This is a genomic window from Streptomyces sp. NBC_00704, from assembly GCF_036226605.1.
Lineage (GTDB): Bacteria > Actinomycetota > Actinomycetes > Streptomycetales > Streptomycetaceae > Streptomyces.
Genome location: NZ_CP109000.1, coordinates 7,777,560 through 7,799,576 on the forward strand (window position 1 = coordinate 7,777,560; position 22,017 = coordinate 7,799,576).

26 protein-coding genes are annotated in these 22,017 nt (G+C 71.7%); 17 read left to right on the plus strand and 9 right to left on the minus strand.

From position 1 onward, the window contains the following. Nucleotides 1-165: 165 nt before the first annotated feature. Entirely contained in the window at nt 166-909 is a 744-nt protein-coding gene (locus tag OG802_RS33755; protein ID WP_329416644.1) for an SOS response-associated peptidase, read from the plus strand. A gap of 228 nt (nt 910-1,137) precedes the next feature. Continuing rightward, on the plus strand, nt 1,138-1,728 hold the full coding sequence (locus OG802_RS33760; RefSeq protein WP_329416645.1) for a MepB family protein: 591 nt from the start codon (nt 1,138-1,140) through the stop codon (nt 1,726-1,728). A 136-nt stretch (nt 1,729-1,864) separates the two neighbouring features. Here the strand turns inward: OG802_RS33760 and OG802_RS33765 are convergent, their stop codons facing one another. Continuing rightward, entirely contained in the window at nt 1,865-2,758 is an 894-nt protein-coding gene (locus tag OG802_RS33765; RefSeq protein ID WP_329416646.1) for a LysR family transcriptional regulator, read from the minus strand. 139 nt (nt 2,759-2,897) lie between these two features. Here OG802_RS33765 and OG802_RS33770 point away from each other — a divergent pair, with 139 nt between their 5' ends. The 3 genes from OG802_RS33770 (at nt 2,898) to ypfJ (ending at nt 5,493) form a co-directional block, all read left to right on the plus strand. Further along, nucleotides 2,898-3,716, plus strand: coding sequence for an inositol monophosphatase family protein (locus OG802_RS33770; RefSeq protein WP_329416647.1), 819 nt, complete (start codon nt 2,898-2,900; stop codon nt 3,714-3,716). Between the two features lie 41 nt (nt 3,717-3,757). Then, on the plus strand, nt 3,758-4,354 hold the full coding sequence (locus tag OG802_RS33775) for an NADPH-dependent F420 reductase (protein WP_329416648.1): 597 nt from the start codon (nt 3,758-3,760) through the stop codon (nt 4,352-4,354). Nucleotides 4,355-4,602: 248 nt separating this feature from the next. After that, nucleotides 4,603-5,493, plus strand: coding sequence for a KPN_02809 family neutral zinc metallopeptidase (gene ypfJ / locus OG802_RS33780; protein WP_329416649.1), 891 nt, complete (start codon nt 4,603-4,605; stop codon nt 5,491-5,493). Between the two features lie 169 nt (nt 5,494-5,662). On the opposite strand, the gene OG802_RS33785 is transcribed toward ypfJ, so the two are convergent. Further along, nucleotides 5,663-6,010 (minus strand): deoxyxylulose-5-phosphate synthase, encoded by a 348-nt coding sequence (locus tag OG802_RS33785; RefSeq protein ID WP_329416650.1) that lies wholly within the window; start codon nt 6,008-6,010, stop codon nt 5,663-5,665. Between the two features lie 160 nt (nt 6,011-6,170). Here OG802_RS33785 and OG802_RS33790 point away from each other — a divergent pair, with 160 nt between their 5' ends. Further along, the gene (locus OG802_RS33790; protein ID WP_329416651.1) at nt 6,171-6,314 is read left to right on the plus strand and encodes a hypothetical protein; all 144 of its coding nucleotides are present in this window, start codon (nt 6,171-6,173) and stop codon (nt 6,312-6,314) included. A gap of 60 nt (nt 6,315-6,374) precedes the next feature. Here the strand turns inward: OG802_RS33790 and OG802_RS33795 are convergent, their stop codons facing one another. The 3 genes from OG802_RS33795 to OG802_RS33805 form a co-directional block, all read right to left on the minus strand. Further along, complete coding sequence (locus tag OG802_RS33795) at nt 6,375-6,893, minus strand: GNAT family N-acetyltransferase (protein WP_329416652.1); 519 nt, start codon at nt 6,891-6,893, stop codon at nt 6,375-6,377. Nucleotides 6,894-7,081: 188 nt separating this feature from the next. After that, nucleotides 7,082-8,047: a hypothetical protein gene (locus OG802_RS33800; protein ID WP_329416654.1), complete on the minus strand. Its 966-nt coding sequence runs from the start codon at nt 8,045-8,047 to the stop codon at nt 7,082-7,084. A gap of 656 nt (nt 8,048-8,703) precedes the next feature. Further along, the gene (locus tag OG802_RS33805; RefSeq protein WP_329416655.1) at nt 8,704-9,372 is read right to left on the minus strand and encodes a Type 1 glutamine amidotransferase-like domain-containing protein; all 669 of its coding nucleotides are present in this window, start codon (nt 9,370-9,372) and stop codon (nt 8,704-8,706) included. A gap of 139 nt (nt 9,373-9,511) precedes the next feature. Between OG802_RS33805 and OG802_RS33810 the strand changes: the two genes are divergently transcribed. Together OG802_RS33810 and OG802_RS33815 are read left to right on the plus strand one after the other, a co-directional pair. After that, a complete protein-coding gene (locus tag OG802_RS33810; protein WP_329416656.1) occupies nt 9,512-9,952 on the plus strand; it encodes a hypothetical protein in 441 nt (146 codons plus the stop codon). Between the two features lie 176 nt (nt 9,953-10,128). Beyond that, a complete protein-coding gene (locus OG802_RS33815) occupies nt 10,129-10,467 on the plus strand; it encodes a thioredoxin family protein (RefSeq protein ID WP_329416658.1) in 339 nt (112 codons plus the stop codon). 70 nt (nt 10,468-10,537) lie between these two features. Here OG802_RS33815 and OG802_RS33820 read toward each other — a convergent pair whose 3' ends face one another. The 4 genes from OG802_RS33820 to OG802_RS33835 form a co-directional block, all read right to left on the minus strand. Beyond that, nucleotides 10,538-11,866 (minus strand): hypothetical protein, encoded by a 1,329-nt coding sequence (locus OG802_RS33820; RefSeq protein ID WP_329416659.1) that lies wholly within the window; start codon nt 11,864-11,866, stop codon nt 10,538-10,540. Next, complete coding sequence (locus OG802_RS33825; protein WP_443055419.1) at nt 11,863-13,086, minus strand: glycosyltransferase; 1,224 nt, start codon at nt 13,084-13,086, stop codon at nt 11,863-11,865. The genes OG802_RS33820 and OG802_RS33825 overlap by 4 nt, the downstream gene beginning before the upstream one ends. Before the next feature lie 120 nt (nt 13,087-13,206). Further along, nucleotides 13,207-13,737: a cellulase gene (locus tag OG802_RS33830; protein WP_329416660.1), complete on the minus strand. Its 531-nt coding sequence runs from the start codon at nt 13,735-13,737 to the stop codon at nt 13,207-13,209. 11 nt (nt 13,738-13,748) lie between these two features. Further along, nucleotides 13,749-14,255 (minus strand): SigE family RNA polymerase sigma factor, encoded by a 507-nt coding sequence (locus OG802_RS33835; RefSeq protein WP_329416661.1) that lies wholly within the window; start codon nt 14,253-14,255, stop codon nt 13,749-13,751. Nucleotides 14,256-14,626: 371 nt separating this feature from the next. Here OG802_RS33835 and OG802_RS33840 point away from each other — a divergent pair, with 371 nt between their 5' ends. The 9 genes from OG802_RS33840 to OG802_RS33880 all read left to right on the plus strand — a co-directional run bounded on the left by OG802_RS33840 (nt 14,627) and on the right by OG802_RS33880 (nt 21,197). Further along, nucleotides 14,627-15,157 (plus strand): GNAT family N-acetyltransferase, encoded by a 531-nt coding sequence (locus OG802_RS33840; RefSeq protein ID WP_329416662.1) that lies wholly within the window; start codon nt 14,627-14,629, stop codon nt 15,155-15,157. A gap of 122 nt (nt 15,158-15,279) precedes the next feature. Continuing rightward, complete coding sequence (locus OG802_RS33845; protein ID WP_329416664.1) at nt 15,280-15,639, plus strand: zinc ribbon domain-containing protein YjdM; 360 nt, start codon at nt 15,280-15,282, stop codon at nt 15,637-15,639. A gap of 170 nt (nt 15,640-15,809) precedes the next feature. Beyond that, entirely contained in the window at nt 15,810-16,151 is a 342-nt protein-coding gene (locus OG802_RS33850; protein ID WP_329416666.1) for an ArsR/SmtB family transcription factor, read from the plus strand. Further along, nucleotides 16,148-17,878 carry a SulP family inorganic anion transporter gene (locus OG802_RS33855; protein WP_329416667.1) on the plus strand — a complete coding sequence of 577 codons (1,731 nt, stop codon included), beginning with the start codon at nt 16,148-16,150 and terminating at the stop codon, nt 17,876-17,878. Before OG802_RS33850 ends, OG802_RS33855 begins: the two co-directional genes overlap by 4 nt. Further along, complete coding sequence (locus OG802_RS33860) at nt 17,875-18,072, plus strand: hypothetical protein (protein ID WP_329416668.1); 198 nt, start codon at nt 17,875-17,877, stop codon at nt 18,070-18,072. The genes OG802_RS33855 and OG802_RS33860 overlap by 4 nt, the downstream gene beginning before the upstream one ends. Next, entirely contained in the window at nt 18,072-18,497 is a 426-nt protein-coding gene (locus OG802_RS33865) for an ATP-binding protein (protein ID WP_329416670.1), read from the plus strand. Before OG802_RS33860 ends, OG802_RS33865 begins: the two co-directional genes overlap by 1 nt. Before the next feature lie 36 nt (nt 18,498-18,533). Next, entirely contained in the window at nt 18,534-18,944 is a 411-nt protein-coding gene (locus tag OG802_RS33870; protein WP_329416671.1) for an anti-sigma factor antagonist, read from the plus strand. A gap of 532 nt (nt 18,945-19,476) precedes the next feature. Then, the gene (locus OG802_RS33875; protein WP_329417617.1) at nt 19,477-19,827 is read left to right on the plus strand and encodes an ArsR/SmtB family transcription factor; all 351 of its coding nucleotides are present in this window, start codon (nt 19,477-19,479) and stop codon (nt 19,825-19,827) included. A gap of 644 nt (nt 19,828-20,471) precedes the next feature. Further along, nucleotides 20,472-21,197 (plus strand): peptidylprolyl isomerase, encoded by a 726-nt coding sequence (locus OG802_RS33880; RefSeq protein ID WP_329416672.1) that lies wholly within the window; start codon nt 20,472-20,474, stop codon nt 21,195-21,197. Nucleotides 21,198-22,017: the final 820 nt, after the last annotated feature.

Consider the following 22,017-nt stretch of genomic DNA (forward strand, 5'->3'; position numbering starts at 1 on the left):
GATGGGGGCGGATGCGACTCCTCGTGCGCGGATGCCACCGTGGAACGAGCGGGTGACGTGCGGCGCTCCGGCCCCGCCTCTTCCTCGCACGCCGTCCCGGCCGCCGCCTGACGCGACACGGCGTCGTGCGGTCGCGCGGCATCGGGGAGGTGCAAGAGTGACGTCATGTGTGGTCGATACGTATCCGCTCGCAGCCCGCAGGAGTTGGCCCCGCTGTTCCAGGTGCCCGACGTACCTGCGAAGGAGACGCTCGCGCCGAACTGGAACGTCGCCCCGACCGACGACGTATGGGCCGTCCTCGAACGTGCGCCCCGCGACAAGGGCGACGCCGCGCCGGTGGAGCGGGCGCTGCGGCCGCTGCGCTGGGGCCTGGTGCCGTCCTGGGCGAAGGACGTGAAGATCGGCGCCCGGATGATCAACGCGCGGGTCGAGACCGTGCACCAAAAGCCCGCATTCCGACGGGCGTTCACCCGGCACCGCTGTCTGCTGCCCGCCGACGGCTTCTACGAGTGGCAGCAGGCCAAGGACCCCGACACGGGCACGGCGCGCAAGCAGCCGTATTTCATCCACCCCGAAGACGACCAGGTGATGGCGCTCGCCGGGTTGTACGAGTACTGGCGCGATCCGGCCGTCAAACAGGACGACGACCCGGACGCCTGGCTGATGACCTGCACCATCATCACCACTGAAGCCACCGACACGGCCGGCCGCGTCCACCCTCGGATGCCGCTCGCCCTCACCCCTGAGGACTACGCAGCCTGGCTCGACCCCGCCCACCGGGACCCGGACGAGCTGCGGGCCCTGCTCGTCCGGCCGGCCGACGGCCGCCTGGACGCCCGCCCCGTCTCCACCGCCGTGAACAACGTCCGTAACAACGGCCCCCGGCTTCTGGACGAACTCGCTTCCTGAACGGGTCATTCGAGGTGATCAGCGGCCGTAGGCGGTGAAGGAGCGTGTGCCTGCCTGCCGATGACCGTTCCCGCCCGGTCGGGTCGCACACCAGGGGCACGGACAGGCACACGCACACGCACAGGCGACGAGACCGGAGGGCCCCGATGGCCGGGTCGACCGCCGTAGGGAGAGTCGCGCCGCTGGTTCGGTCGGCGACCGTTCCCGCATGCGTGACAGGGTGAACGAATGGCGACGAACCGCGGGCGCTCACCCGATCTCCCACCCACCGGATTCACACCGTGGTCGGACACCGTCCCGGCCCACAGGGATCTCCTCGCGGCAAAAGCGCTCGTCTACGACCCCTGCGGGTTCACCTGCTCGCAGCCTGCCCCGGAGGAGGAGAGCGCCGCATACGCCGCCCACGCCTTCACCCTTGACGGACTCGCCGTCCGATTCCGCGCAGCGAAGACGACCCCGACCAAGGTCGGCCAGTTCGTCACCGTATGGAAGAGGTCCCCGGGCGGGCCCATCCGGCCTTTCGACGCCACCGACCCCGTCGACCTCTTCGTCGTCAGCACCCGCGACCGTCACTACTTCGGTCAGTTCGTCTTTTCCATGGACGCGCTCCGCAGGAACGGTGTCGTGTCAGCGGACGGTTCCGGTGGCAAACGAGCCTTCCGCGTCTATCCGCCTTGGGTGACCACCACCAACCGCCAAGCCGACACTGCCCAGGCGTGGCAGCTGGACTACTTCCTGCACCTGCCCCAGGACCGACCCGTCGATTGCGCCCGCGCCCAAGCGCTGTATCACCCCAGGACGGACGACCAGCCGGGGTGACCCGGTCGCCTACGACCTCACCGCATCCCGGAGAAGTCCGTCCGAACAGGTCCTGGCAGTGCCTGTCGGAGGTCGGTGGAGCGGACGTCTCGACCCTGAGGACGCCGGTCAGGCCGCACTCCGGTGGCGGCACTCCTCACATGGCCAGCGCGGTTCGCGCCAGTCCGCGCAGCCAGGCGTGGGCGTGATCGGTGTCGTAGCGCTGATGCCACGACAGGTATACCGGCGCCGACGGCAGTTCGAGGGGGAGGGGGAGGACGGTCAGGCCGAGGTCGGCGACCGCTGACCGCGTGGTGGCTTCGGGGACGCTGAGCAGAATGTCGGAGTCGCGCGCGAACTCCAGTGCGGCCGCTTCCGTGGGCGCGGTCGCCACCACGCGGCGGGTGAGGCCGAGCCGCGCGAGGGCGTCGTCGACGGCGTTTCCGAGGTTTCCGCGTCGCGAGACGGCGACGTGCTCAGCGGCGGCGTACAGCTGTGCGGTGACGGTCCTGACGCGGGTGAGGGGGTGTCCCTGGCGCGCGACGATGACGAGGCGGGTCTCGCCCACGTTCTCGGCACGGATGTCCGGTGCGCCGGGGCGGTTGGCGTTCGCCTCCAGGTCGACCTCGCCACGCCGCAGCTCGGGGGTGTCGGTGCTCGATTCCGCGACGAAGCGCAGTCGCACGCCCGGAGCCTGCCCGCGCACGGCAGCGAGCAGTGCGGGACCGCTCAAGGCGACCAGGGAATCGTGCCAGCGCAGTGTGAACGTGCGCTCCAACGTTGCCAGATCGAGTTCGCGGCTCGGCGCCAGCACCCCCTGGACCTGGTGCAGCAGCTCATGCACCTGTTCCCGGACGGCGATCGCGTACGGCGTGGGGGTCATCGTGCGGCCGGTGCGCACCAGGATCTGATCCCCGGTCGTGCGCCGGATCCGGCCCAGGCTCCGGCTCATCGCCGGGGCGGTGACGTGCAGGCGCGCCGCCGCCCCGGTCACGCTGCCCTCCTCCAGCAGTGCGTCGAGGGCCGCGAGCAGGTTCAGATCCAGTTGCATGCGAGTAATCCTAGACGTGCCTGACATGCATTTGAGGTTAATGGCGGTGCTGCATACCGTTGGGGCGAAAGCGCAAGGAACAACGCGCAGTTCGGCCCTCGACCGGCCACAGCACCCCTTCTCAGACGGGAACACCGCCATGTCCGAAACGCTCCAGACCACTGATGTCGCCGCCTCCGACGCCGACCTTCTCGCCCAGAGCGTGATCGCCGTGCGTGAGGCGGGTTCGGCGCTGCGCGAGCGCTTCGGCGCAGTGGTCCGCCACCAGAGCCGCGAAGAGCTGATGCGCGCGCTCGCCGCCAACGACGACACGGCCCTCGACATCCTGCGCCCCCGCCTCTCGAGCCTGCGCCCGGGCGCAGGCTGGGTGGAGGACGAACTGGACGGCGGGGCGCTGCCGGCCGGCGAGTGGTGGGTCGTGGACCCGGCCGAGGGCAACGTCAACCACCTGCACGCCCTGCCCGAGTGGGCCGTGACCGCCACCCTCGTGCGGGAGAACCAGCCGGTGCTCACCGCGGTTCACCTGCCGTTGACGGGCGAGACCTACACCGCGCTCACCGGCGCGGGCGCCCACCTCGACGGCCGGCCGCTGCACGTCTCCCGGGCCGCGGACCTCGGCCTGAGCATCGTGGCCACCAGCCAGGCCCGGCCGGACGAAGACGAAGAGGTCGTGCGGCGCGTCGGCTCCTCGATCACCGCGATGCTCTTCGACGCGCTCGTCGTCCGCGCCGCCGTGCCCGCGACCCTGCACCTGCTGAACGTGGCCGCCGGCCGGATCGACGCCTTCTGGCAGTTCGCCGGCGCCCGCGCGGACCTGCTTCCCGGCGCGCTGCTCGTCACCGAGGCCGGCGGACGGATCTCCGACGCCGAGGGCCGCCCCTGGACCCCTCGGAGCCGGAGCTTCCTGGCTGCGGCGCCCGGCGTCCACGCCGAAGCCGTGTCCACGCTCTCGCGCTGACTGCACACCACCGCCCGCACGCACGGAAGGACCGGATCACCATGACCACGATCGCAGTTCTCGGAAACGGCCGAGTCGGCGGCAACCTGGCCGCAGCCCTCGCCCGGGCAGGACACGAGGTGACCGTGGCCGACCGCACGCCCGGCGCCGCCGGCGACGCGGCCAGCACGGCCCGGATCGTCATCAACGCCACCCCGGGCGCCGGCTCGCTCGAACGGCTCGCCGCGCTGCGCGAAGAACTCCAGGACACGATCCTCGTCGACGTCTCGAACGCCACCGCCGACGGACCGGACGGACTGCCCGCCGATCTGATCTACCCCGGCTCGAGCCTCGGCGAGCAACTCCAGGACGCGCTCCCCGAGACGCGCGTCGTCAAGACGCTCAACACCATGCTCTTCCCGGTGATGACCTCGCCGGCCACCCTCGCGCAGACGCCGACCGCGTTCCTCTCCGGTGACGACCCGCAGGCCAAGCAGACCGTCCACGACCTGCTCACCGACCTCGGCTGGCAACAGGAATGGATCACCGACCTCGGCGGTATCCGGACCGCCCGCGCCACGGAGGCCGCGATCCTGTTCGTACCGCACGTCATCCGCTCCACCGGATTCACGCCCTTCGCGATCTCCATCGCCCGCTGACGGTCGCTGAAGAACCAAGCCACGGGCGAGCACCGACATCGACGCGGTCGACTTCTTCACCGCCCTGCTGGGTCTCGCCCCGGCGCAACTCGCTCACGGGCACTGGTTCCCACACGGCGGACCGCGCGGCGCAGTGCACGGGATCCTCTCGCGCGAGGCGCAGCGCCGACCGCTCGCAGGGCACCAGGCACGGCAAAGCGGGTACAAGGAGCAGCGACCCTGACGACATACGGCAAAGGCGGCGCCTCATGCAGTTCGACGACAACGCCCGTCTGGACACCTCCGAGGTGCAGGACGTGCGCGGCAGTCGGATCCCCGGTGGCGGTGCGACCATCGGCGGCGGAGTCGTCGGGCTCGTCGTACTGGTCGTGGGACTCGTGCTCGGTATCGGCCCCGGCCAGTCGGGCCTCTCGTCCGGCGACCAGTCGGCGCCGGCCTCGTCCTCGCTCGCCCGGGTCGAGCAGGCGTGCCGCACCGGACAGGACGCCGACACCAAGGACGACTGCCGCATCGTGGCCGTGGTCAACAGCGTCCAGGACTACTGGACACAGGAATTGGGCCGCAGCGGCCAGGTCGCCTACACCAAGGCGCCGACCGTACTGTTCAGCCGGCAGGTGGACACGGCGTGCGGCAACGCCACCTCCGAGGTGGGGCCCTTCTACTGCCCCGGCGACCGGACGGTGTACCTCGACCTCGGCTTCTTCGACGATCTGCGGACGAAGTTCGGAGCGAGCGGCGGGCCCTTCGCACAGGCCTATGTGGTGGCGCACGAATACGGGCACCATGTCCAGGACCTCCAAGGGACGCTGGGCAAGTCCCACAACGGGCTGACCGGTGCCGACAGCGCCTCGGTCAGGACGGAACTGCAGGCCGACTGCTACGCGGGCGTCTGGGCGCACCACGCGACGACGGTCAAGGACGAGTCCACCGGCAGGCCGCTGATCACCAGCCTCACCGGCGCGGACATCAACGACGGTCTCGACGCGGCCGCGGCTGTCGGCGACGACCGTATCCAGGAGGAGTTCCAGGGGCGGGTGACCCCCGACACCTGGACCCACGGCTCGTCCGAGCAACGGCAGCAGTGGTTCGGCCTCGGTTACCGCACCGGGGACATGGCCCGGTGCGACACGTTCCGCTGAGCGTGGTCCCACGCCCGCGAAGCGGCTCTCGGGGCACGCTCCCGATCGGTGTCACACCTGTCTCCTGCGACGGTCTCGGACAGGCGGCCGGCACCCGCCTCAGCCACGGCGCGCCGTCCGGGAGCGAACGCGGCGACGGTGGATCCCTCCCCGTGCACCCCGGACGCCGTCAGCCGCGAGGCGGGCCCGCGGGCAGCTCGTACCGTACGAGTGAGCGCGCGAAGGGCTCACCGCTGCGCCGGGCGTACGTCATCCGCTCGCGTACCTCCCGCAGGGTGCGCGGACGGTAGCCGGGCCCCCAGCAGCAGCTCTTGTGGAAGCGAACACCGGCGTGCAGCAGCACGGACAGCGTCCGCCAGGCCGTGGTGTCGCGGCGTCGGGGTGCGGCGAAGGCGGAGCCCACGTGGATCAGCGGTCGCGCGCAGCGGGGACAGATCCGCTCCCTGCTCGTGTCGTAGGGCTGCTTGTACGAGGCCCGGCAGGGCAGGCAGACGTATGAGGTCTTCGCGTGGGCCATGCCCGCAGAGTAGGCCCCGTCCGCGCGGATCTCGACGGGATTTCGGCACCGCGGGTATCAGGCGGCCGCCTCGGCCGCCGCTCCGGCCCCGGGGCCCCAGTGAGTACTGGTCGGTCCAGGACCAGGGGACCGCCAGGTGATCGGTGGCCGGCTGTCGTCCGTGCCGACACCGACGCCACTCGCGGGCCTGGTCGTCGAGGCGGTGGTGCGCCTGACGGTCAGCCATCTCGTCCAGCCGGTCCTGCCTCCCGACCTCTTGGCCGAGCGCGTCGCCGAGGTCTCCATGCGCGTCGCACAAGCGTGAACGGCGCGCCCGGGGGCGGCGTTTCGGGCTGTCGGCCCGCGCCGCTGTCAGCTCGCGCCCTTACGACTCGTCGCCCGCGCCCCGATGGCGCACCAGCACACGCGTGGTGCTGCCGTCGTCCTCGGTGATGTCCCGGACGTGCTCGAAGCCGAGCCTGTTGAGCAGGGTCAGTGAGGGGGTGTTCGGGGCGGCCACGGTCGCGTGGACCTCGGTCAGCCCGAGGGCGTCGAAGCCGTGGGCGACGATCGCCTCCGCGACCTCGGTCCCGAGGCCCAGCCCCCAGGCCGTCGGGGCCAGGGCGTAGATGATCTCGTGGCCGGCGACGACGTCGGTCGGCTTGATCTCGGCATGCCCGACGAGAAGGCCGTTCCGGCGCACAGCCCAGACGTCGAACAGGTCCTGGGCGTACACCTTCGTGAAGATCCGCTGGAACAGCGCCCGGTCATCGGCTTCGGAAGCAGGACCGTCGCCCATCCACCGCGACACCCTGGCGTCCTGGAACAGAGCGACGAAGTCCTCTTCGTCCTCAGGGACGTACGGCTCCAGGAGCAGCCGCTCGGTGCGCAGAATCCGGGTCACGAACGGTGACGCTACCCACGCGGCCCCCGCGTCGGCAAACCACTTTCAGGTGACGTCCGTACTGGTCAGCGAGCGGTGAAGGCGGCGCGTCGCGGCGTGACAACCCCCGCGGCACTTCGGTCGTGTGCGTCACGCGTCTGCCGTCGGCCCTCGAGCTGTGTCGGTCTGCTGGATCTCGCGTTCCGTGCTCAGGCGCAGGCGCGCTCCGCCGCCGCGGCGACCACATCCTGGCGTCGCCGGTGGAGCTGCTCGTACTCCAGCACCCGGCGCGCCGTTTCAGGAGGTGCGTCCCGCAGGCTCGCGGTGATCCCGGCCGCGTCCAGGGCGTCATATCCGGTCCACGGCTCGGATGCCCGCAGCCGCTCGATGGCCTTCAGGACCTCCCTGCGCCGGGCGTGCGCACGCTCGTAGCCCTCGACCACGGTCAGCTCGAGCTGGGAGAGCACCGTCAGCCGTGCCTCGACCTGTGCCGCGGTGAGGCTGCCGTATCCGGGAATCGGCAGGTCTTCCTCCCGCCTGACCGCGCCCAGGACCTCCTCTGCCATGGGTCCGGGCTCGGGCCGCTGAGGCGCCGCGTCCTCGCCCGTGCCCCGGGCCTCCCGGATGCCGCGCTCGGCGACGTTCCGCGCCACGTCGCGAGCGTGCTCGACGAGCAGGCCGTCCAGTTCACGCAGCAGTTCCTCGTCCTGGCGGCGGAGCCAGCCGAGCAGGTCGGCGGTGCGCCGGTCGTCCAGCTGGTCGGCGAGCGCCTCCCCGGCCCGGCATGCCGCCAGGGCCCGCGCGACGGCCGCGTACTCGTCCTCGGTGTTCTTCAGCAGGTGTCGCGGATCGACCGGGCCCCCGCCGGGGAGCAGTCCGCGGACGACGACCGATCCGATGGTCAGCGGCAGCATCGCCGTGCGCAGGGCGCCGCGCGAGACCGACATCGTCGCACCGACGGCGGACTCCAGCAGGCCACGAGGGTGCAGGGAGCGCTCCAGACGGTGGACGCGCCCCAGGCCGATGTGGATCTGGGCGGCCTGGCGTTCCAGCGTCTGACGATGTTGGCCCGGCGGAGTGACGAGCGCGTCCGTCCCGAGCCGGTCGAGGAGCGCCGCATGTGCCTGGCGGACGTTCTCCAGCACCGGTACGAGTTCCTCCGTCATCGCTGCCATGAGGTGCTCCCTCGTAGAAGGGCGGGTGGTGTCGTCCCGCCGCACACGGAAGGGGCCGGCTTCACGGACTCGCGGTGCCGGGCCGCCGGCACCATCCTGCGGGAGGGTCGCCCGGATCGCTTGCGGCGGCGCGCGACGGAAACGCCGACGGCAGCGGCGGACGCCCGGCTGTCCACCCCCTGGATCGCCGCTCGGCGGCCACGCGCGGCGACCGGCCGGGCCGGAGTCGGCCGCGGGCGGATGCCTGTCACGCGGGCCGGGTCCCGACGCCGCCGCGTGGGACCCGGGAGCGCCACGCCACTCGTATCCCTCGTGCGGCTGACACTCGAACGGGAACGTCTCCGGAACCCTTGTCGCCTGTTCGCCGGTAGGGGGATCTCGGATGCACCATCGTCATCCTCATGAGCGGCCGACGGCCGGCGGGGCGGGGGAGCGGGGGAGCGGGAGTGTGCGGGGACGACGTCAGCGTGGCCGATGAGGCCCGTAAACCGGCGCTGTGCCAGGGGGGCCTCCCGCAGCACCGGCACCGGCCGGCCCGACGGCGACCCGTGGGCCTCGCCGCGCGATGCGGAAAGTCCTCGGGAAGCCGGTCGGGGCCACGAGGGACAGGGGCCACGACCGGGCAGGGCGAACGACGGGAGCGTGCGCGCACCGGGTCACGGATGGAAGCGCCACCGGCCTTCGGAGACGACGTCCACCTTGCCGTCGGCGACGCGGACGGCCGTGTCGTCGTCGATGAAGTAGACCGGGAAATCCGCTCGGGCAGCGATGCGATCGGCCCAGGCGTCGTCCCGCTCGGGGAAGTCCGGCGAGTACAGATGGGGCTTGAGATACCAGTCGAAGAGGCCGAACGGCGGCTCCACGGTGGTCGCGCCGAGCACATGGAGGTCCGCACTGTCCCCGATGACGTCGGCGGAGTGCGTGGTGAGATGACGGCTGAAGATCATCGATCCGGCGCTGACCCCCACGTAGACCCGCTCCCGCAGCGCCTCCAGGAAGCCGTCGGCCAGACCGTTGCCGGTGATGCTGCGCGCGAGGTGGTAGTGGTTGCCGCCCTCGACGTGGACGACGTCGGCGTGCAGCAGCCGGTCGACGACCATCTGCCGGGGCAGTCCGTTCAGTTCCAGGACGTCGAACTCCCGCCAGCCGAGGCCGTGCAGCCGGTTCATGTTCGCGACGAACCAGCCGTGGTCTCCGGGCTCGGCGACCGACGCCGTGGGGACGTACACGACGTTCGCCGATCCGAACGGCTTTCCCAGCATGTCCCGCAGCGCTTCCCGCTGTGTCTCGTTGCGCAGGCCGCTCGCCGTCAGCAGAAGGTTCATCGGGCGAGCCAAGCACGGCCGGCGGGGGCGCGCAACGAACCGACTCGAGCGGCGCCCGGGCCCCGCGGCACACCACGGCGCGCCTGTCGCCGGGGGCCCTGGTGCGCGGGGAGACGGCCGGGCAGGCTAGCTTGCTCGGATGAGTCTCCTTGATGATGTGGCCGAGCGCGACGGCTGGCGGTGCTGGGTGTGCGACGAGCCGGTCGACCCCGACAAGTCCGTGAACGACCCGCGAGGGCCCAGCGTGGACAGCCGGACCGCCGACCGGAAGGCGAAGGTGGCCGAGCGGCTCGCCCACCGCGCCTGCAACACCCGCAAGGGTGCGGTCAAGGCGGTCATCGCCTGGCCGGACCACCTGTACGTGGTCGAACCCGCGTCGCTGATCACCGTCGCCGCGAGGCTGGAGCGCAAGGGGGGCCGCGAGACGGTGGGCCGTTGCCCGACCGGACAGGACGCTCAGGACGCGGCGGAGTGGCTGGTGGACCGGTTCTCCCGACTGGTTCCGGGGCTGCCGGTGACCGCCGAGGTCCAGGCGGGCGGCGGCCAGTTCCTCGTCGTCCTGTCCACCGGCCGCCGCTGAGCGGGGCTCGCGTGGCGGAGGGCCCGCCGGGTCCACGGCGGGGCGACCGCGGTCGCGCGACGGCGCCGGGCTCCCGCCCGGCGGACATGCCGGCCTCCTCGTACGGGGGATCATGGGGACGGAACGACGGAACGACGGAACGACGGAACGACGGAACGCGAGGTCAGGAGCCTTTCATGGCGCATCGGGTCCACCAGGCCCGTGAGGACGCGGAGTTCGCCTTCATCCTGCGGATGAGCGACGTGCCGGTCCTCGCGTACTTCACGGGGACATGGCCCAAGGCGATCGAGCCCTGCCGGGAGATGGACCGTGTCGTGGAGGGCGTCGCCGACGACTACAAGGGCCGTCTGACGGCCGTCCGCGCGGACATCACTCGTTGCCCGGCTGCGACGGAGCGGTACGGGATCACCGGCGCCCCGTCCTGTGTCCTGCTGAAGGACGGCGAGGCGGTGGCGCGCGGCGCGGGTCTTATGACCGACGCCGCGGTCCGCGAGATCCTCGACGGCCACCTCTGAACGTCCCCGTCGGAGCCGCCTAGGACTTCGGAGCCGCCGGGGGCTTCGGAGCCGCCGCGGGCCGCGGCTTCTACGGGACCCCCAGCTCGAAGAGCGCGTACCCGGCGTACGAGCCCGACGCGACGGCCGTGACGGCGAGCAGCGCCGTCAGCGTGGGCAGACCGAGTCCGCGCAGCTTGACGGCCGGCGGGATGAGCAGGGGGAAGGCGGGCAGCAGGTAGCGGGAGACGTTGCCGAAGATCTGCTGACTGCCCAGGACCAGGACAAAGGTCAGGATCGTGTACACGGTCAGGACGGCCGGCGGCCGCAGCCGGATCAGAAGGGGCAGCAGGAGCAGACCCAGCAGCACGGTCATCGCGCCGATCATGTCCTCGACGGGGCAGGCGAAGAGGTAGTCGGACCGGCCGACGGCGAGAGAGGCGAAGACGTCGAGCGTCTGCTCACCGAAGTCGAAGGTGTGGGCCCACGCGCCCTTCTGCAAGGTGAAGTAGCCTGCGAGATCGCCCATTTGGTTGCCGACCCACAGCAGGTAGCCGACGAGCCCCAGTGGCGCGACGAGGATCGCGGTCCAGGGGCGGGCGAAATCCTCCCGGCGACGATGGAGCGCCAGCAGCGCGGCGACGGTGAGCGCGGCGATGAGGGCGACGGCGGTGGGGCGGCCCAGGCCGGCGGCGAAGGTGAGGACGCCGGCGGTGAGCCAGCGGTCGTTCATCACGGAGTGACAGGCCCAGACGGCGAGGGCGACGTAGAGGGACTCCGAGTAGGCCGACCATTCCGTGCCGGAGCCCGGCCACACGGCCCACAGCCCGGCCGCGGCCAGCCCGGCCCGTCCGCCGCCGAACCGGGCGGTGACGGCGTAGATGCCGAGGGCGGCGACGAACGACGCGAGGATGGAGACGAGCATCCCGGAGCCGTACAGACCGAGCCCCGTGCAGTCGGAGACCAGCCGCATCGAGGCCGGGTACAGAGGGAAGAAGGCCGCCGAGTTTCCCTTGAGGGTGATCAGGTCCGTGCCGTTGGGATCCGGGATCAGCGCGGGGGTGTAGCCGTGCGCGGCGACCTGCTGGTACCACCAGCCGTCCCAGCTGGCCAGTACGTCCCAGGGGTGTGCGCCTCCGCCGAAGCGCGGGTGCTTGTGCCGGAAGTCCCCGGCGGAGTCCAGCAGGTACATGAAGACGGTGAAGCCGATGAGCTTCAGCCCGCCGTACAGCGCCAGTACCGGGGCGTAGCGACCGGCCGCGCGGTACAGGCGCGAGCGGCGGTCCGCGTCGGGGACGCGGTGGCGGAGTCCGAGGGCCTCGGCGTCCGTGTCGGCATCGGCGGCATCTGCGGCAGCTACGGGTGCGCCTGCTTCTGCGCCTGAGCCGGGAGGAGGGCTCAGCGTCGTCGGGTGGTTCATGCGGCGATGTCCCCCGTCCCACGGTGGCGAGCGGCAGGGAAAACCCAGGCCCGCAGGAGCAGGAAGCGCAGCAGGGTCGCGGCAAGGCCGGCGGCGACGAGGACGCCGACCTCCGTGCCGTGCGAGGCCCGGGGCGCCGCATGCTGAAGTGCCGCAAGCGATCCGCTGGTCAGGACGAGGCCGATCACGAAGACCAGGAGGCCCTTGGCCTGGTGGCGCAGGGCGTCGTCGCGGCCGCGGAGCCCGAAGGTGAGCCGCCGGTTCGCGGCGGTGTTGGCCAGGGCGCAGGCCAGCAGCGCCAGTGCGTTGGAGCCCTGGGACCCGCAGACCGGGCGCAGCGCGGTGTACAGCAGCACGTAGCCGATCGTGCTCACGGCGCCCACGGTGGCGAAGCGCAGCAACTGGCCGGCCAGCCCCGCGCGCACCTGGTCGGCGGCGCCGCGGCGAAGTCCCGCTGTCGGCAGAGTGCCACGGGCCAGCTCGCGGCCGAGCCTCGCGATGCCCCGCAGGTCTGCCAGCGCCGTGGCCACCAGGTCCACCCGGCTGTCAGGATCGTCCACCCAGTCGACCGGCACCTCGTGGATCCGCAGCCCGGCCCGCTCGGCTATCACCAGCAGTTCGGTGTCGAAGAACCATTCCGAGTCCTTCACCAGGGGCAGCAACCGTTCGGCCACGTCCCGTCGCACCGCCTTGAAGCCGCACTGCGCGTCGGAGAATCCCACCGCGAGGGCGGAGCGCAGCAGGGCGTTGTAACAGCGGGAGATGATCTCGCGCTTGGGGCCGCGCACCACCCGCGAGCCGCGGGCCAGGCGCGTGCCGATGGCGATGTCGGAGTGCCCGGAGATCAGCGGTGCGACCAGTGGCAGCAGCGCCGTCAGATCGGTGGACAGGTCGACGTCCAGGTAGGCGAGCACCGGTGCCCGTGAACCGGACCAGGCGGCGTGCAGCGCCCGCCCGCGCCCCTTCTGGCCCAGCCGTGTCCACTGCACCTCAGGCAGCTCCGCGGCCAGCCGAGCCGCGATCGAAGGGGTCGCGTCGGCACTGGCGTTGTCCGCGACGGTGATCCGGAACGCGTACGGAAAGGTCTCGCACAGATGGGCATGAAGCCGCCGGACGCTCGGCTCCAGATCCCTCTCCTCGTTGAACACCGGCACGACCACGTCCAGGACGGGCTCGCGATGGTGCACCGGCAACGGTGTACGCAGGGGGAGTGGGCTCACCAGTTCTGTCACTGTTCATCCGCTTTCGTGTGCTGTCGCAGGGCAGGCTGAGGTCACGCACGGCAGGGGGCGAAGGGGGCGGGGGCCACTGCCGGGCGGGGGTGTTCGGCGCTGCTGCGTCTATCCGGAGTCGGCGGAGCCGCCGTGGGACGAGGCCCTCATCGTCGGAGGTGTCGTCGTCGGCGCCGCCGGCGTGGTGGCCGAGACGTTCGCCGTGCCGGTGCTGGAGGGTGACGCGGTGCCGGTCTCGTTGCCGGTCGCGGTCGGCGGTGTGAGCGAACTGCTCGTCGTGGCCGGGGCCGTGGACGTTGCGGCGGTCCCTCCGGCGGTCGCGGTGGGGCCGGCGGTGGGGAGCGTGCTCGGCGAGGCGTCCGGTGTCGGCGCCGGAGTCGCGTGCGGGGACGTCGGGCCGACCGCGGGCCGGGGGAGAGGGGCCTGCGGCCTGGTCTCGGAGGAGTCGCGGGGCAGCAGGAAGAAGCCGAGGCCGAGTCCGGCCACGGCCAGCACCGAACCGACGGCCTTCTGCACCGCGCGTGCGCGGCGTCGGGCCCGCACCCGGGCCCGGAGGCCCGTGCGGTGTTCGGGCCCGAAGGGAGTGTGCTCCTGGGAGTCGCGCATCATCCGCGCCAGCTCCCGCTCGAAATGGTCCATGGCCCTCCCCTTCATCCGACCGGTTCGATGACATCGCCGAGGATCCGGCGCAGCCGGGCCACGCCGCGCGAAGCGTGGGACCGGACGGTGCCCACCGGACATCCCAGTGCTTCCGCGACCTGCTTCTCCGGCAGGTCCTGGTAGTAGCGCAGTACGACCGCGGCCCGTTGCCGCGGCGGCAGCTGGACCAACGCGGCCTCCAGCCGCGTGCGTTCGGCCACGGAGGCGGACACGTCACCCACCTCCGTCACATCGGGCAGTTCCTCGGCCGGGCGCTCGCCCCACCACCGCCGACGCGCCGACCGCGCCGCCGCCCGGGCCAGCACCTTGCGCACATACGCCTCGGGGGCCTCCTCCGCGATGCGCGGCCAGACGAACCAGAGCTTGACCAGGGCCTCCTGCAACAGATCCTCGGCCCGGTGCCGATCACCTCCTACGAGCAGACGGGCCAGGTGGAACAACGCCGACCAGCGGGCCGCCACGAACCCGTCGAACGCATCGGCTCGACTCTGCTCCATCCCCACCGTCCTCGTTCCGGCCGTCCCCCTACACCTGGAGAAAGACGCCGGCCCCCGCGCGACGCTGCACCCGCTGCACATGATCCAGGTCACATCACCCTCCGAGGGCGGCGTGTGACCGCAAGGAGACCGAAGCCGGACAGGACGACACCCACCCGCATGAGCGACGGTGGGCCGGGCGGACGGGCCGACCGGGACCGAGGCCGCGCCGAGCCGGGCCGAGGTCCGCGCCGGGCCGTGGCGCCCCGCGCCGCCCTGCGGTCCCGCCCCCGAGCCGGCCCCGCCCTGCATCCGCTCCCCAGGGAGCGAAACCCTTGGCCCGACTCAAGACGCCTGATCACGTAACGGATGCGGGTGTTATCGTCCCACGCATGGCTGAACTGATCGCTCCCACAGCACAGTTGCACGCCTCATGGCTCGCAGCGCGTGCCGAGTGGCAGCCCGGTGCTCACCAGGACGGGGCCGGCCTGCGTCTGGCCGGTGACGATGACCTCGACAGCCCCGACGGGTTCGCCGCATGGGTCCAGCGCCTGCGACAGCAAGCCGACCGGTCGCTGCCCGTCGGCGAAGGACGCGTGCACGCCACGCACTGGTGGATCGTCGACGGTGAGACCTACCTCGGGGCCATCGACCTTCGGCACTACCTGAACGCCCTCCTCCTGGAAGGCGGCGGGCACATCGGATACAGCGTCCGGCCCTCTGCCAGGAGACGCGGACTGGCCTCACGGGCGCTGGGGACCGTTCTGCTCAAGGCGCCCTCGCTCGGCCTGGACCGGGTCCTCCTCACCTGTGACGACGGCAACGTCGGCTCGGCGCGCACCATCGAACGCAACGGCGGCGTCCTTGAGGACGTGCGCAGCACCGCCGCCGGGGTCAAACGCCGCTACTGGGTCACTTTCTGAGGCATCGTCACCGGCGGAGGAACTTCCCGGGTGGCCCGCGGCAGCACGCGTTCCACGGCCTCGCGACCTCCGTCCCTTCTCGTCCTGTCCGGGCACAAGCGCAGGCTCGCTACCCTGGCCGGATGATCGAGACTCTTCCTCCCTGTCCGAAGTGCTCCTGTGAGTACACCTACGAGATGAACGCCCTGGCGGTGTGCCCGGAGTGCGGGCATGAGTGGGTTCCCGCCGAAAGAGGTGCGGAGGCCGCCGACGCCGCCGGGCAGCGGGTCGTCAAGGACGCCGTCGGCAACGTGCTGCAGGACGGTGACACGGTGACCATCGTCAAGGCGCTCAAGGTCAAGGGAAGCCCCTCGGGCCTCAAGGCCGGCGTCAAGGTGCGCAACATCCGCCTCGTCGACGGCGTCGACGGCCACGACATCGACTGCAAGATCGATGGCTTCGGGGCGATGCAGCTCAAGTCCAGCGTGGTCAAGAAGGCCTGACCCCTCGAGGAAGGCCCCCTTCGTGGAGGGGGTGCACGGGATGCAGCCTGATGCTCAATTGCAAAATTTCGCAATTGGTAAGATGCTGTATTGGCTGTGCTCGCAGACAGTCGCAGTGCAGCCTTCGTGTCCGCCCCCGGGAGGGGCCTTCCAGGGGAAGCCGAGGGATCGTGTCCGTTCCGCTCTACCAGGCCAAGGCCGAGTTCTTCCGCATGCTCGGTCATCCCGTACGGATACGAGTGCTGGAGCTGCTGCAGGACGGGCCGATGCCGGTACGGGACCTGCTGGCCGCCATCGAGGTGGAACCCGCGGGTCTGTCCCAGCAGCTGGCGGTCCTGCGCCGCTCCGGGATCGTCGGCGCCACCCGGCAGGGCTCGACGGTCGTCTACGAGCTGGCCGGCGGGGACGTGGCAGAGCTGATGAAGGCCGCGCGGCGGATCCTCACCGAGATGCTGGCCGGGCAGGGCGAGCTGCTGGCCGAGCTGCGGGACGACGGGGCTGTCGCACGATGACCACGGGATTCAGCACGGTGTGGGCCCGGATCACGTCCCTGCTGCCCGGTCGCGCCGACCTCGCGGACATCCGGCGCGACCCGCGCCGGGACCTGCTCGCCGGCCTCACCGTGGCGGTCGTCGCGCTGCCGCTCGCGCTCGGCTTCGGCGTCTCCTCCGGGCTCGGCGCCGAGGCGGGCCTCGCGACCGCCGTGGTCGCGGGCGCGCTGGCCGCGGTGTTCGGCGGGTCCAGCCTCCAGGTGTCCGGCCCGACCGGCGCCATGACGGTCGTCCTGGTGCCGATCGTCGGCCGGTACGGCCCGGGTGGGGTGCTCACCGTCGGCCTGATGGCGGGCGTCATGCTCGTCGGCCTGGCCGTGCTGCGGGCCGGCAAGTACATGCAGTACGTGCCCGCCCCCGTCGTGGAGGGCTTCACCCTCGGCATCGCCTGCGTGATCGGCCTTCAGCAGGTCCCGAACGCGCTCGGCGTGCCCAGACCCGAAGGCGACCGCGTGCTCGTGGTGACGTGGCGGGCGGTCGGGGAGTTCGCGCAGAGCCCGAACTGGACGGCGGTCGGCTTCGCGGTCGCCGTGGCCGCGCTCATGCTGCTCGGCGCCCGGTGGCGGCCGACCGTACCGTTCTCGATCGTCGCCGTGATCGCGGCGACGATCGTGGCACGGCTGGCCCACCTGGACGCGGCGAAGCCGATCGGTGACCTCCCCTCGGGCCTGCCCGCCCCGTCCCTGTCCTTCCTCGACCCCGGCTCCCTCGGCACGCTGCTCGCTCCCGCCGTGGCGGTCGCCGCCCTGGCCGCGCTGGAGTCGCTGCTGTCGGCGTCGGTCGCGGACGGCATGACCGTGGGCCAGCGGCACGACCCGGACCGTGAGCTGTTCGGGCAGGGGCTGGCCAACATCGCCGCCCCGCTGTTCGGCGGAGTACCGGCAACCGGCGCGATCGCCCGCACCGCGGTCAACGTCCGCACCGGAGCCGGCTCGCGCCTCGCCGCCCTCACCCACGCCGCCGTCCTCGCCGTGATCGTCCTCGCGGCGGCGCCGCTGGTCTCGAGGATCCCGCTGGCCGCGCTGGCCGGCGTGCTGCTGGCCACCGCCATCCGCATGGTCGAGGTCGGCTCGCTGCGGGCGATGGCCAAGGCCACCCGCTCGGACGCGTTCATCCTCGTCCTGACCGCGGTGGCGACCCTGGTCCTGGACCTCGTCTACGCGGTGATCATCGGCCTCGTCGTCGCGGGCGCCCTCGCGCTGCGCGCCGTCGCCCAGCAGGCCCGCATCGACCAGGTGCCGCTCGAGACGGGTGATCACAGCGCCGAGGAACACGCCCTGCTCGCCGAGCACATCGTGGCGTACCGCATCGACGGACCGCTGTTCTTCGCCGCCGCGCACCGCTTCCTGCTGGAGCTGACCGAGGTCGCCGACGTCCGCGTGGTGATCCTGCGCATGTCGCGGGTGTCGACCATGGACGCCACCGGCGCCCTGGTCCTCAAGGACGCGGTGGAGAAGCTGAAGCGGCGCGGCATTCTCGTCCTCGCCTCCGCCATACGCCCCGGCCAGCGTCAGGTCCTGGAGTCCGTCGGCGCGCTGGAACTGCTGCGCCACGCGGGACACGAGTACGCCACCACCCCCGAGGCGATCCGGGCCGCCCGCGACCACCTGGAGACGGCCGGAGTGCTGCCCGCCCTTGCCGCCCGGACGTCCGGGACGTCCCGGACGTCCAGTGAGGAAGCCCTGTGACGGTCAAGCTCACCGTACCGACGGTGATCACCCACCCCGGCGAGGCCGCCCTCCCTCACCGCGTCGAGGGCGTGAGAGGCGCCCCCGTGCGGCGCACGCCCGGCGGCTGGAGCCGCGGCCCGCACGACACCCCGCCCCACCTGCACGCCAGGCGGCCGGTCACCGGCTTCCGCCTCGCCCGTGCGGAGGCGTGATGTCCACACAGCTCGAAGCTCTGCCCCACCGGCACGTGCTCACGCTGCCCAACACACCGTCCGCCGTCCGTCTGGCCCGTGAGACCGCCGAAGACGCGCTGCTCGAATGGGGGATAGGCCTTCGCCACCCCACGGTGGACCCCGCCCTGCTGATCCTCGGCGAGCTGGTCACCAACACCGTGAGGCACGCTGCTCTCCTCTCCCCGCACGTCACGGTGATCTACGCGGCGGGCCACGACTGTCTGGCCTTCGCCGTCCACGACCGTCACCCCTACCAGCCCCCGCTGTACGGCGCCGTCACGGGGGCCGGCGCCGGGGGCATCGGCACGGTGATGGAACTGGTCCTCGGCATGGGCGGTAGCGCCGTCGTCCGCGCGGATGCCGACGGCGGCGGCAAGAGCATCTGGATCACTCTCCCCCTCTGAACCCAACAGGCCGCACACGCAGGGAAGTTCACCATCATGACGATCGACTGGCGCTACACCGTCGAGGAGAACCTCGGCGTCCTCTCCGTCGCGGGACATCTGGGCCCGGAGGCCGTCCGCCGCTTCACCGGAGCCGTCGGCTGGGCGCTGGCCCGCGGCAAGGGACCGGTCATCGTGGACCTCACGGAACTGCGCGGCTGGTCGGCCGAGGGACAGCTGGCGATCACCGACGCCGCCCGCCGGCTCGCCGCGGTCGGGCGGAGCGTGGAGCTGGCCGCGATCCCGCCCGACGGATCCCTCGTCGCCGAAGGAGACGGCCCGCCCGTCCCCGTGCACGCCGACCTGGCCGCCGCACTCGCCGCGCACGGCGCGCACGGCGCAGGGCACAGGGAGTCGGCGGAGGCACGTCACGAGTGGCGTACGACGGGATGGCCGGACGGGGAGTGATCCCGCGCTTCGACGTCAGCGACGGCTGCACTGCCGATGGCATGCTCCGGGGAACCGGATCCTGCTCGACCGACTCGAACTCGACCGGCTCGAACTCGACCGACTCGAACTCGACCGACTCGAACTCGACCGACTCGAACTCGACCGGCTCGTTATGCGCCTCGCCGCACCGCGGCCGGGAACCGCCCAGGCCGACGGCGGCGGACCGGCACGTGAGGCGGCGGACGCCGGGCGCTCCAGCCGCGTCCGCGGCCCGCGGCGGGAGCTTCGGACCCTTCCGAGGTGCGTTCTTCCGGCGTCCTCCCTCGCACACACCGGCCTTCCTCGGACGTACAGAGTTGCTAATATCGGCAATTGTTGAGGCCGTCACCGCTGGTTTGGGGCGGATCGGTTTCTCGTGCATCGATTCGGCGCAGCCGCCGACGCGGGCGAGGACGGGCCGCATGTGTGGGACGAACAGGTGGACGCGGACGCGATGCGCCGAGGACCGGCCGGGACGGCCGTGCTGCTCCGCCGGGGAGGGGACGGCACGATGAGCACACCGCTGTACCAGCTGAAGGCCGAGTTCTTCAAGACGCTCGGCCATCCGGCCCGGATCCGGGTCCTGGAGCTGCTGAGCGAGCGCGAGCACGCGGTGGCGGAGATGTTGCCCGAGGTGGGCATCGAGGCGGCGCACCTGTCCCAGCAGCTGGCCGTGCTGCGCCGGGCGAACCTGGTGGTGACCCGCAAGGAGGGCTCCACCGTGTACTACTCGCTGACAAGCCCGCACATCGCCGAGCTGCTGCGGGTCGCGCGCACCATCTTGTCCGGGGTGCTGGCCGGGCAGGCCGAGCTGCTCGCCGATCTCCAGGCCGCCCAGCGGGGGGCGAAGCCGCCGTCGTAGCAACAGCCCTCGGTCGACGGTCGCCACCCCGGTCAGCCATCTGCGCAGCTCCTCTCGAGCGTGGTCAGCGTGGGCGAGGTGAGATTCAGGGGTGTCCCACAGCGGCGATCCTTTCAGGCAGTCCTCTCTCGGTGCGGACCCGGAGATCGTCGTGGTGGCACGGCGAGCCCCAGACCGGCGCCGCGGGCCTCCGCATCGCCGAACAGAGGGAAGGCGACTGCCTCCGCCTCGCCGGACATGCCGGGACCGTCGTCGATCACGCGGACGCCGCACGACGTCGTGAGCTGTGCCCAAAGGCTGCCCGGGTTCAGAAGAAGCTGAGAACTTGCCCTGCCAGGCTGACGCGTCGTACCGGCCGCCACGGGGAGACCGTGAGCGCGTCGGCTCCGCACAGTCACCTTCTGCGAGAGGCTGCTCGCCGGCTGCCCTGCACGTTCGTCGGCGGGCTGGAACGACCGAGGGCGAACTGACGGACCAAGTGACGCTCGGCCGGCCGACGTTGTGCTGCATCCGAGCGAAGTGGCGAGCCGTTGTGGGCCGAAATCCGGGAGGCGGATGTGGCTTGCGGGCGGGTTCTCGAGCCACCGGGCGGCGCTTTAGGCTGCGACCGCTCCGAACTGGCGATCTTTTGGAGGGTGTGCAGGATGAACCGAGCCATCATGACCGCATCGTTGGCAGCCGCTCTGGTCGTGTCCGTGGGCAGCACCACCGCATCGGCCGACGATGGCCCGCCGCGAACCACGCACGGCCCGTGCCAGTACGCCCGGACCCCCGATGAGCCGCCGGCGCGGCCGGTTCCCCTGCCTCCCGACCCGCGGCACACCCCCCGCCACGGCACGGTCGCCATGACGGTGCCGACCAGCCAGGGCCCGCTCCCGCTGCTCCTGGACCGGGCGAAGGCACCGTGCACGGTCCAGAGCTTCATGCACCTGGCGCGGCATCGGTTCTACGACCGAACCGTGTGCCATCGGCTGACGGCGTATCCGACGCTGAAGGTCCTGCAGTGCGGCGACCCGACCGGCACCGGCGAGGGCGGGCCGGGGTATGCGTACAAGGACGAGTTGCCGGTCGACCTGCCGCCGGCGCCGACCGATCCGACCGGCGTCCGTCGCGTGTACGCGCGCGGTGTCCTTGCCATGGCCAACGCCGGTCCGAACACGAATGGTTCGCAGTTCTTCGTCGTCTACGGCGATTCGGTGCTGCGGCCCGACTACACGGTGTTCGGCACCGTCGGCCCCGCTGGTCTGAAGACGCTCGACAAGATCGCTGCCGGTGGTATCGAGCCGACGTCGCAGGACCCGGCGCCTGTCGACGGCACACCCGTGGCGCGGTCCGAGCTGCTCCGCGTCCGGCCGACCTGTCGGCCCTGATGACCGTGGTGGGGGCGCCGCGGGTGCAGCTGTGCCTTCGCGTGGACACGCGAAAGCCTTCCGACACCGTCGCGGCCACCACCCCCGCTGTGGCCGCCCCCGGTCGGCACCCTGCATGGCATCGGCCCCTGCCAGGCCGCAGCCGTGCCCGACCCGGCACCACACCATCGGCCTGCGCGCCGCCATCCCCGCAGGAGCGGTCCAGCGCCTGCGGGAGCTGCGCAGGTGCAGGCTCGGCGGGCGCCCGCCCCATGCCCGGCCTCGCACGGCGCCGCCCGCCCTCCACGCGTGACCGAAACCTCCGCACGCCCGGTGGGTCGCCGACGCGGCTCCGCTGCCCGGTCAACATCGGTAGCCCGCGCCCGTCTTCTCGATACGCGTGCGCCCTCGGAGTCGGACGAACCCGGAGGGCCGGTGGTCGCGCGAGGCCGCGCTGCTGGAACCGGGTGGCGTATTCGCCTCATGCGGCGGGCCATTTCAACTGGCTGACCCGGCTGTGGAGGAAGCTGTCCGCGCGGCGCGAGCACCATCCTTGGAGAGTGACGAGATTCCGTCGCCTGACGGGACGCCTCCGGATCATGAGATGCAGTGGCCGGGTACGGAGCTGCAACAGCCTGAGTGGTTCACCGGCGTTCAGCAGTCCGTGATCGAACGGCGTGTGACGATGAGCGCTCGCGACTACGTTGGTCATCTCTCCACCGTCTCGGCTTATCTCGTCTTGCCGACCGCGGAGCGAGAGCAGGTATTCCGCCAGATCATGCAGGTACTGCCGGACGGAGTCGGGATGGCTGCCGACATCACCGTCCATCTCGCGCGTCGG

What these genes read in the sequence shown, in the direction of transcription:
- OG802_RS33855 (WP_329416667.1), top strand. Translation starts at nt 16,148, where the DNA reads ATGACCACGGGATTCAGCACGGTGTGGGCCCGGATCACGTCCCTGCTG.
- OG802_RS33810 (WP_329416656.1), top strand. Translation starts at nt 9,512, where the DNA reads ATGAGTCTCCTTGATGATGTGGCCGAGCGCGACGGCTGGCGGTGCTGG.
- OG802_RS33800 (WP_329416654.1), bottom strand. Translation starts at nt 8,047, where the DNA reads ATGGCAGCGATGACGGAGGAACTCGTACCGGTGCTGGAGAACGTCCGC.
- OG802_RS33845 (WP_329416664.1), top strand. Translation starts at nt 15,280, where the DNA reads ATGATCGAGACTCTTCCTCCCTGTCCGAAGTGCTCCTGTGAGTACACC.
- ypfJ (WP_329416649.1), top strand. Translation starts at nt 4,603, where the DNA reads ATGCAGTTCGACGACAACGCCCGTCTGGACACCTCCGAGGTGCAGGAC.
- OG802_RS33820 (WP_329416659.1), bottom strand. Translation starts at nt 11,866, where the DNA reads ATGAACCACCCGACGACGCTGAGCCCTCCTCCCGGCTCAGGCGCAGAA.
- OG802_RS33765 (WP_329416646.1), bottom strand. Translation starts at nt 2,758, where the DNA reads ATGCAACTGGATCTGAACCTGCTCGCGGCCCTCGACGCACTGCTGGAG.
- OG802_RS33760 (WP_329416645.1), top strand. Translation starts at nt 1,138, where the DNA reads ATGGCGACGAACCGCGGGCGCTCACCCGATCTCCCACCCACCGGATTC.
- OG802_RS33775 (WP_329416648.1), top strand. Translation starts at nt 3,758, where the DNA reads ATGACCACGATCGCAGTTCTCGGAAACGGCCGAGTCGGCGGCAACCTG.
- OG802_RS33770 (WP_329416647.1), top strand. Translation starts at nt 2,898, where the DNA reads ATGTCCGAAACGCTCCAGACCACTGATGTCGCCGCCTCCGACGCCGAC.
- OG802_RS33865 (WP_329416670.1), top strand. Translation starts at nt 18,072, where the DNA reads ATGTCCACACAGCTCGAAGCTCTGCCCCACCGGCACGTGCTCACGCTG.
- OG802_RS33830 (WP_329416660.1), bottom strand. Translation starts at nt 13,737, where the DNA reads ATGGACCATTTCGAGCGGGAGCTGGCGCGGATGATGCGCGACTCCCAG.
- OG802_RS33870 (WP_329416671.1), top strand. Translation starts at nt 18,534, where the DNA reads ATGACGATCGACTGGCGCTACACCGTCGAGGAGAACCTCGGCGTCCTC.
- OG802_RS33875 (WP_329417617.1), top strand. Translation starts at nt 19,477, where the DNA reads ATGAGCACACCGCTGTACCAGCTGAAGGCCGAGTTCTTCAAGACGCTC.
- OG802_RS33805 (WP_329416655.1), bottom strand. Translation starts at nt 9,372, where the DNA reads ATGAACCTTCTGCTGACGGCGAGCGGCCTGCGCAACGAGACACAGCGG.
- OG802_RS33840 (WP_329416662.1), top strand. Translation starts at nt 14,627, where the DNA reads ATGGCTGAACTGATCGCTCCCACAGCACAGTTGCACGCCTCATGGCTC.
- OG802_RS33835 (WP_329416661.1), bottom strand. Translation starts at nt 14,255, where the DNA reads ATGGAGCAGAGTCGAGCCGATGCGTTCGACGGGTTCGTGGCGGCCCGC.
- OG802_RS33880 (WP_329416672.1), top strand. Translation starts at nt 20,472, where the DNA reads ATGAACCGAGCCATCATGACCGCATCGTTGGCAGCCGCTCTGGTCGTG.
- OG802_RS33785 (WP_329416650.1), bottom strand. Translation starts at nt 6,010, where the DNA reads ATGGCCCACGCGAAGACCTCATACGTCTGCCTGCCCTGCCGGGCCTCG.
- OG802_RS33815 (WP_329416658.1), top strand. Translation starts at nt 10,129, where the DNA reads ATGGCGCATCGGGTCCACCAGGCCCGTGAGGACGCGGAGTTCGCCTTC.
- OG802_RS33755 (WP_329416644.1), top strand. Translation starts at nt 166, where the DNA reads ATGTGTGGTCGATACGTATCCGCTCGCAGCCCGCAGGAGTTGGCCCCG.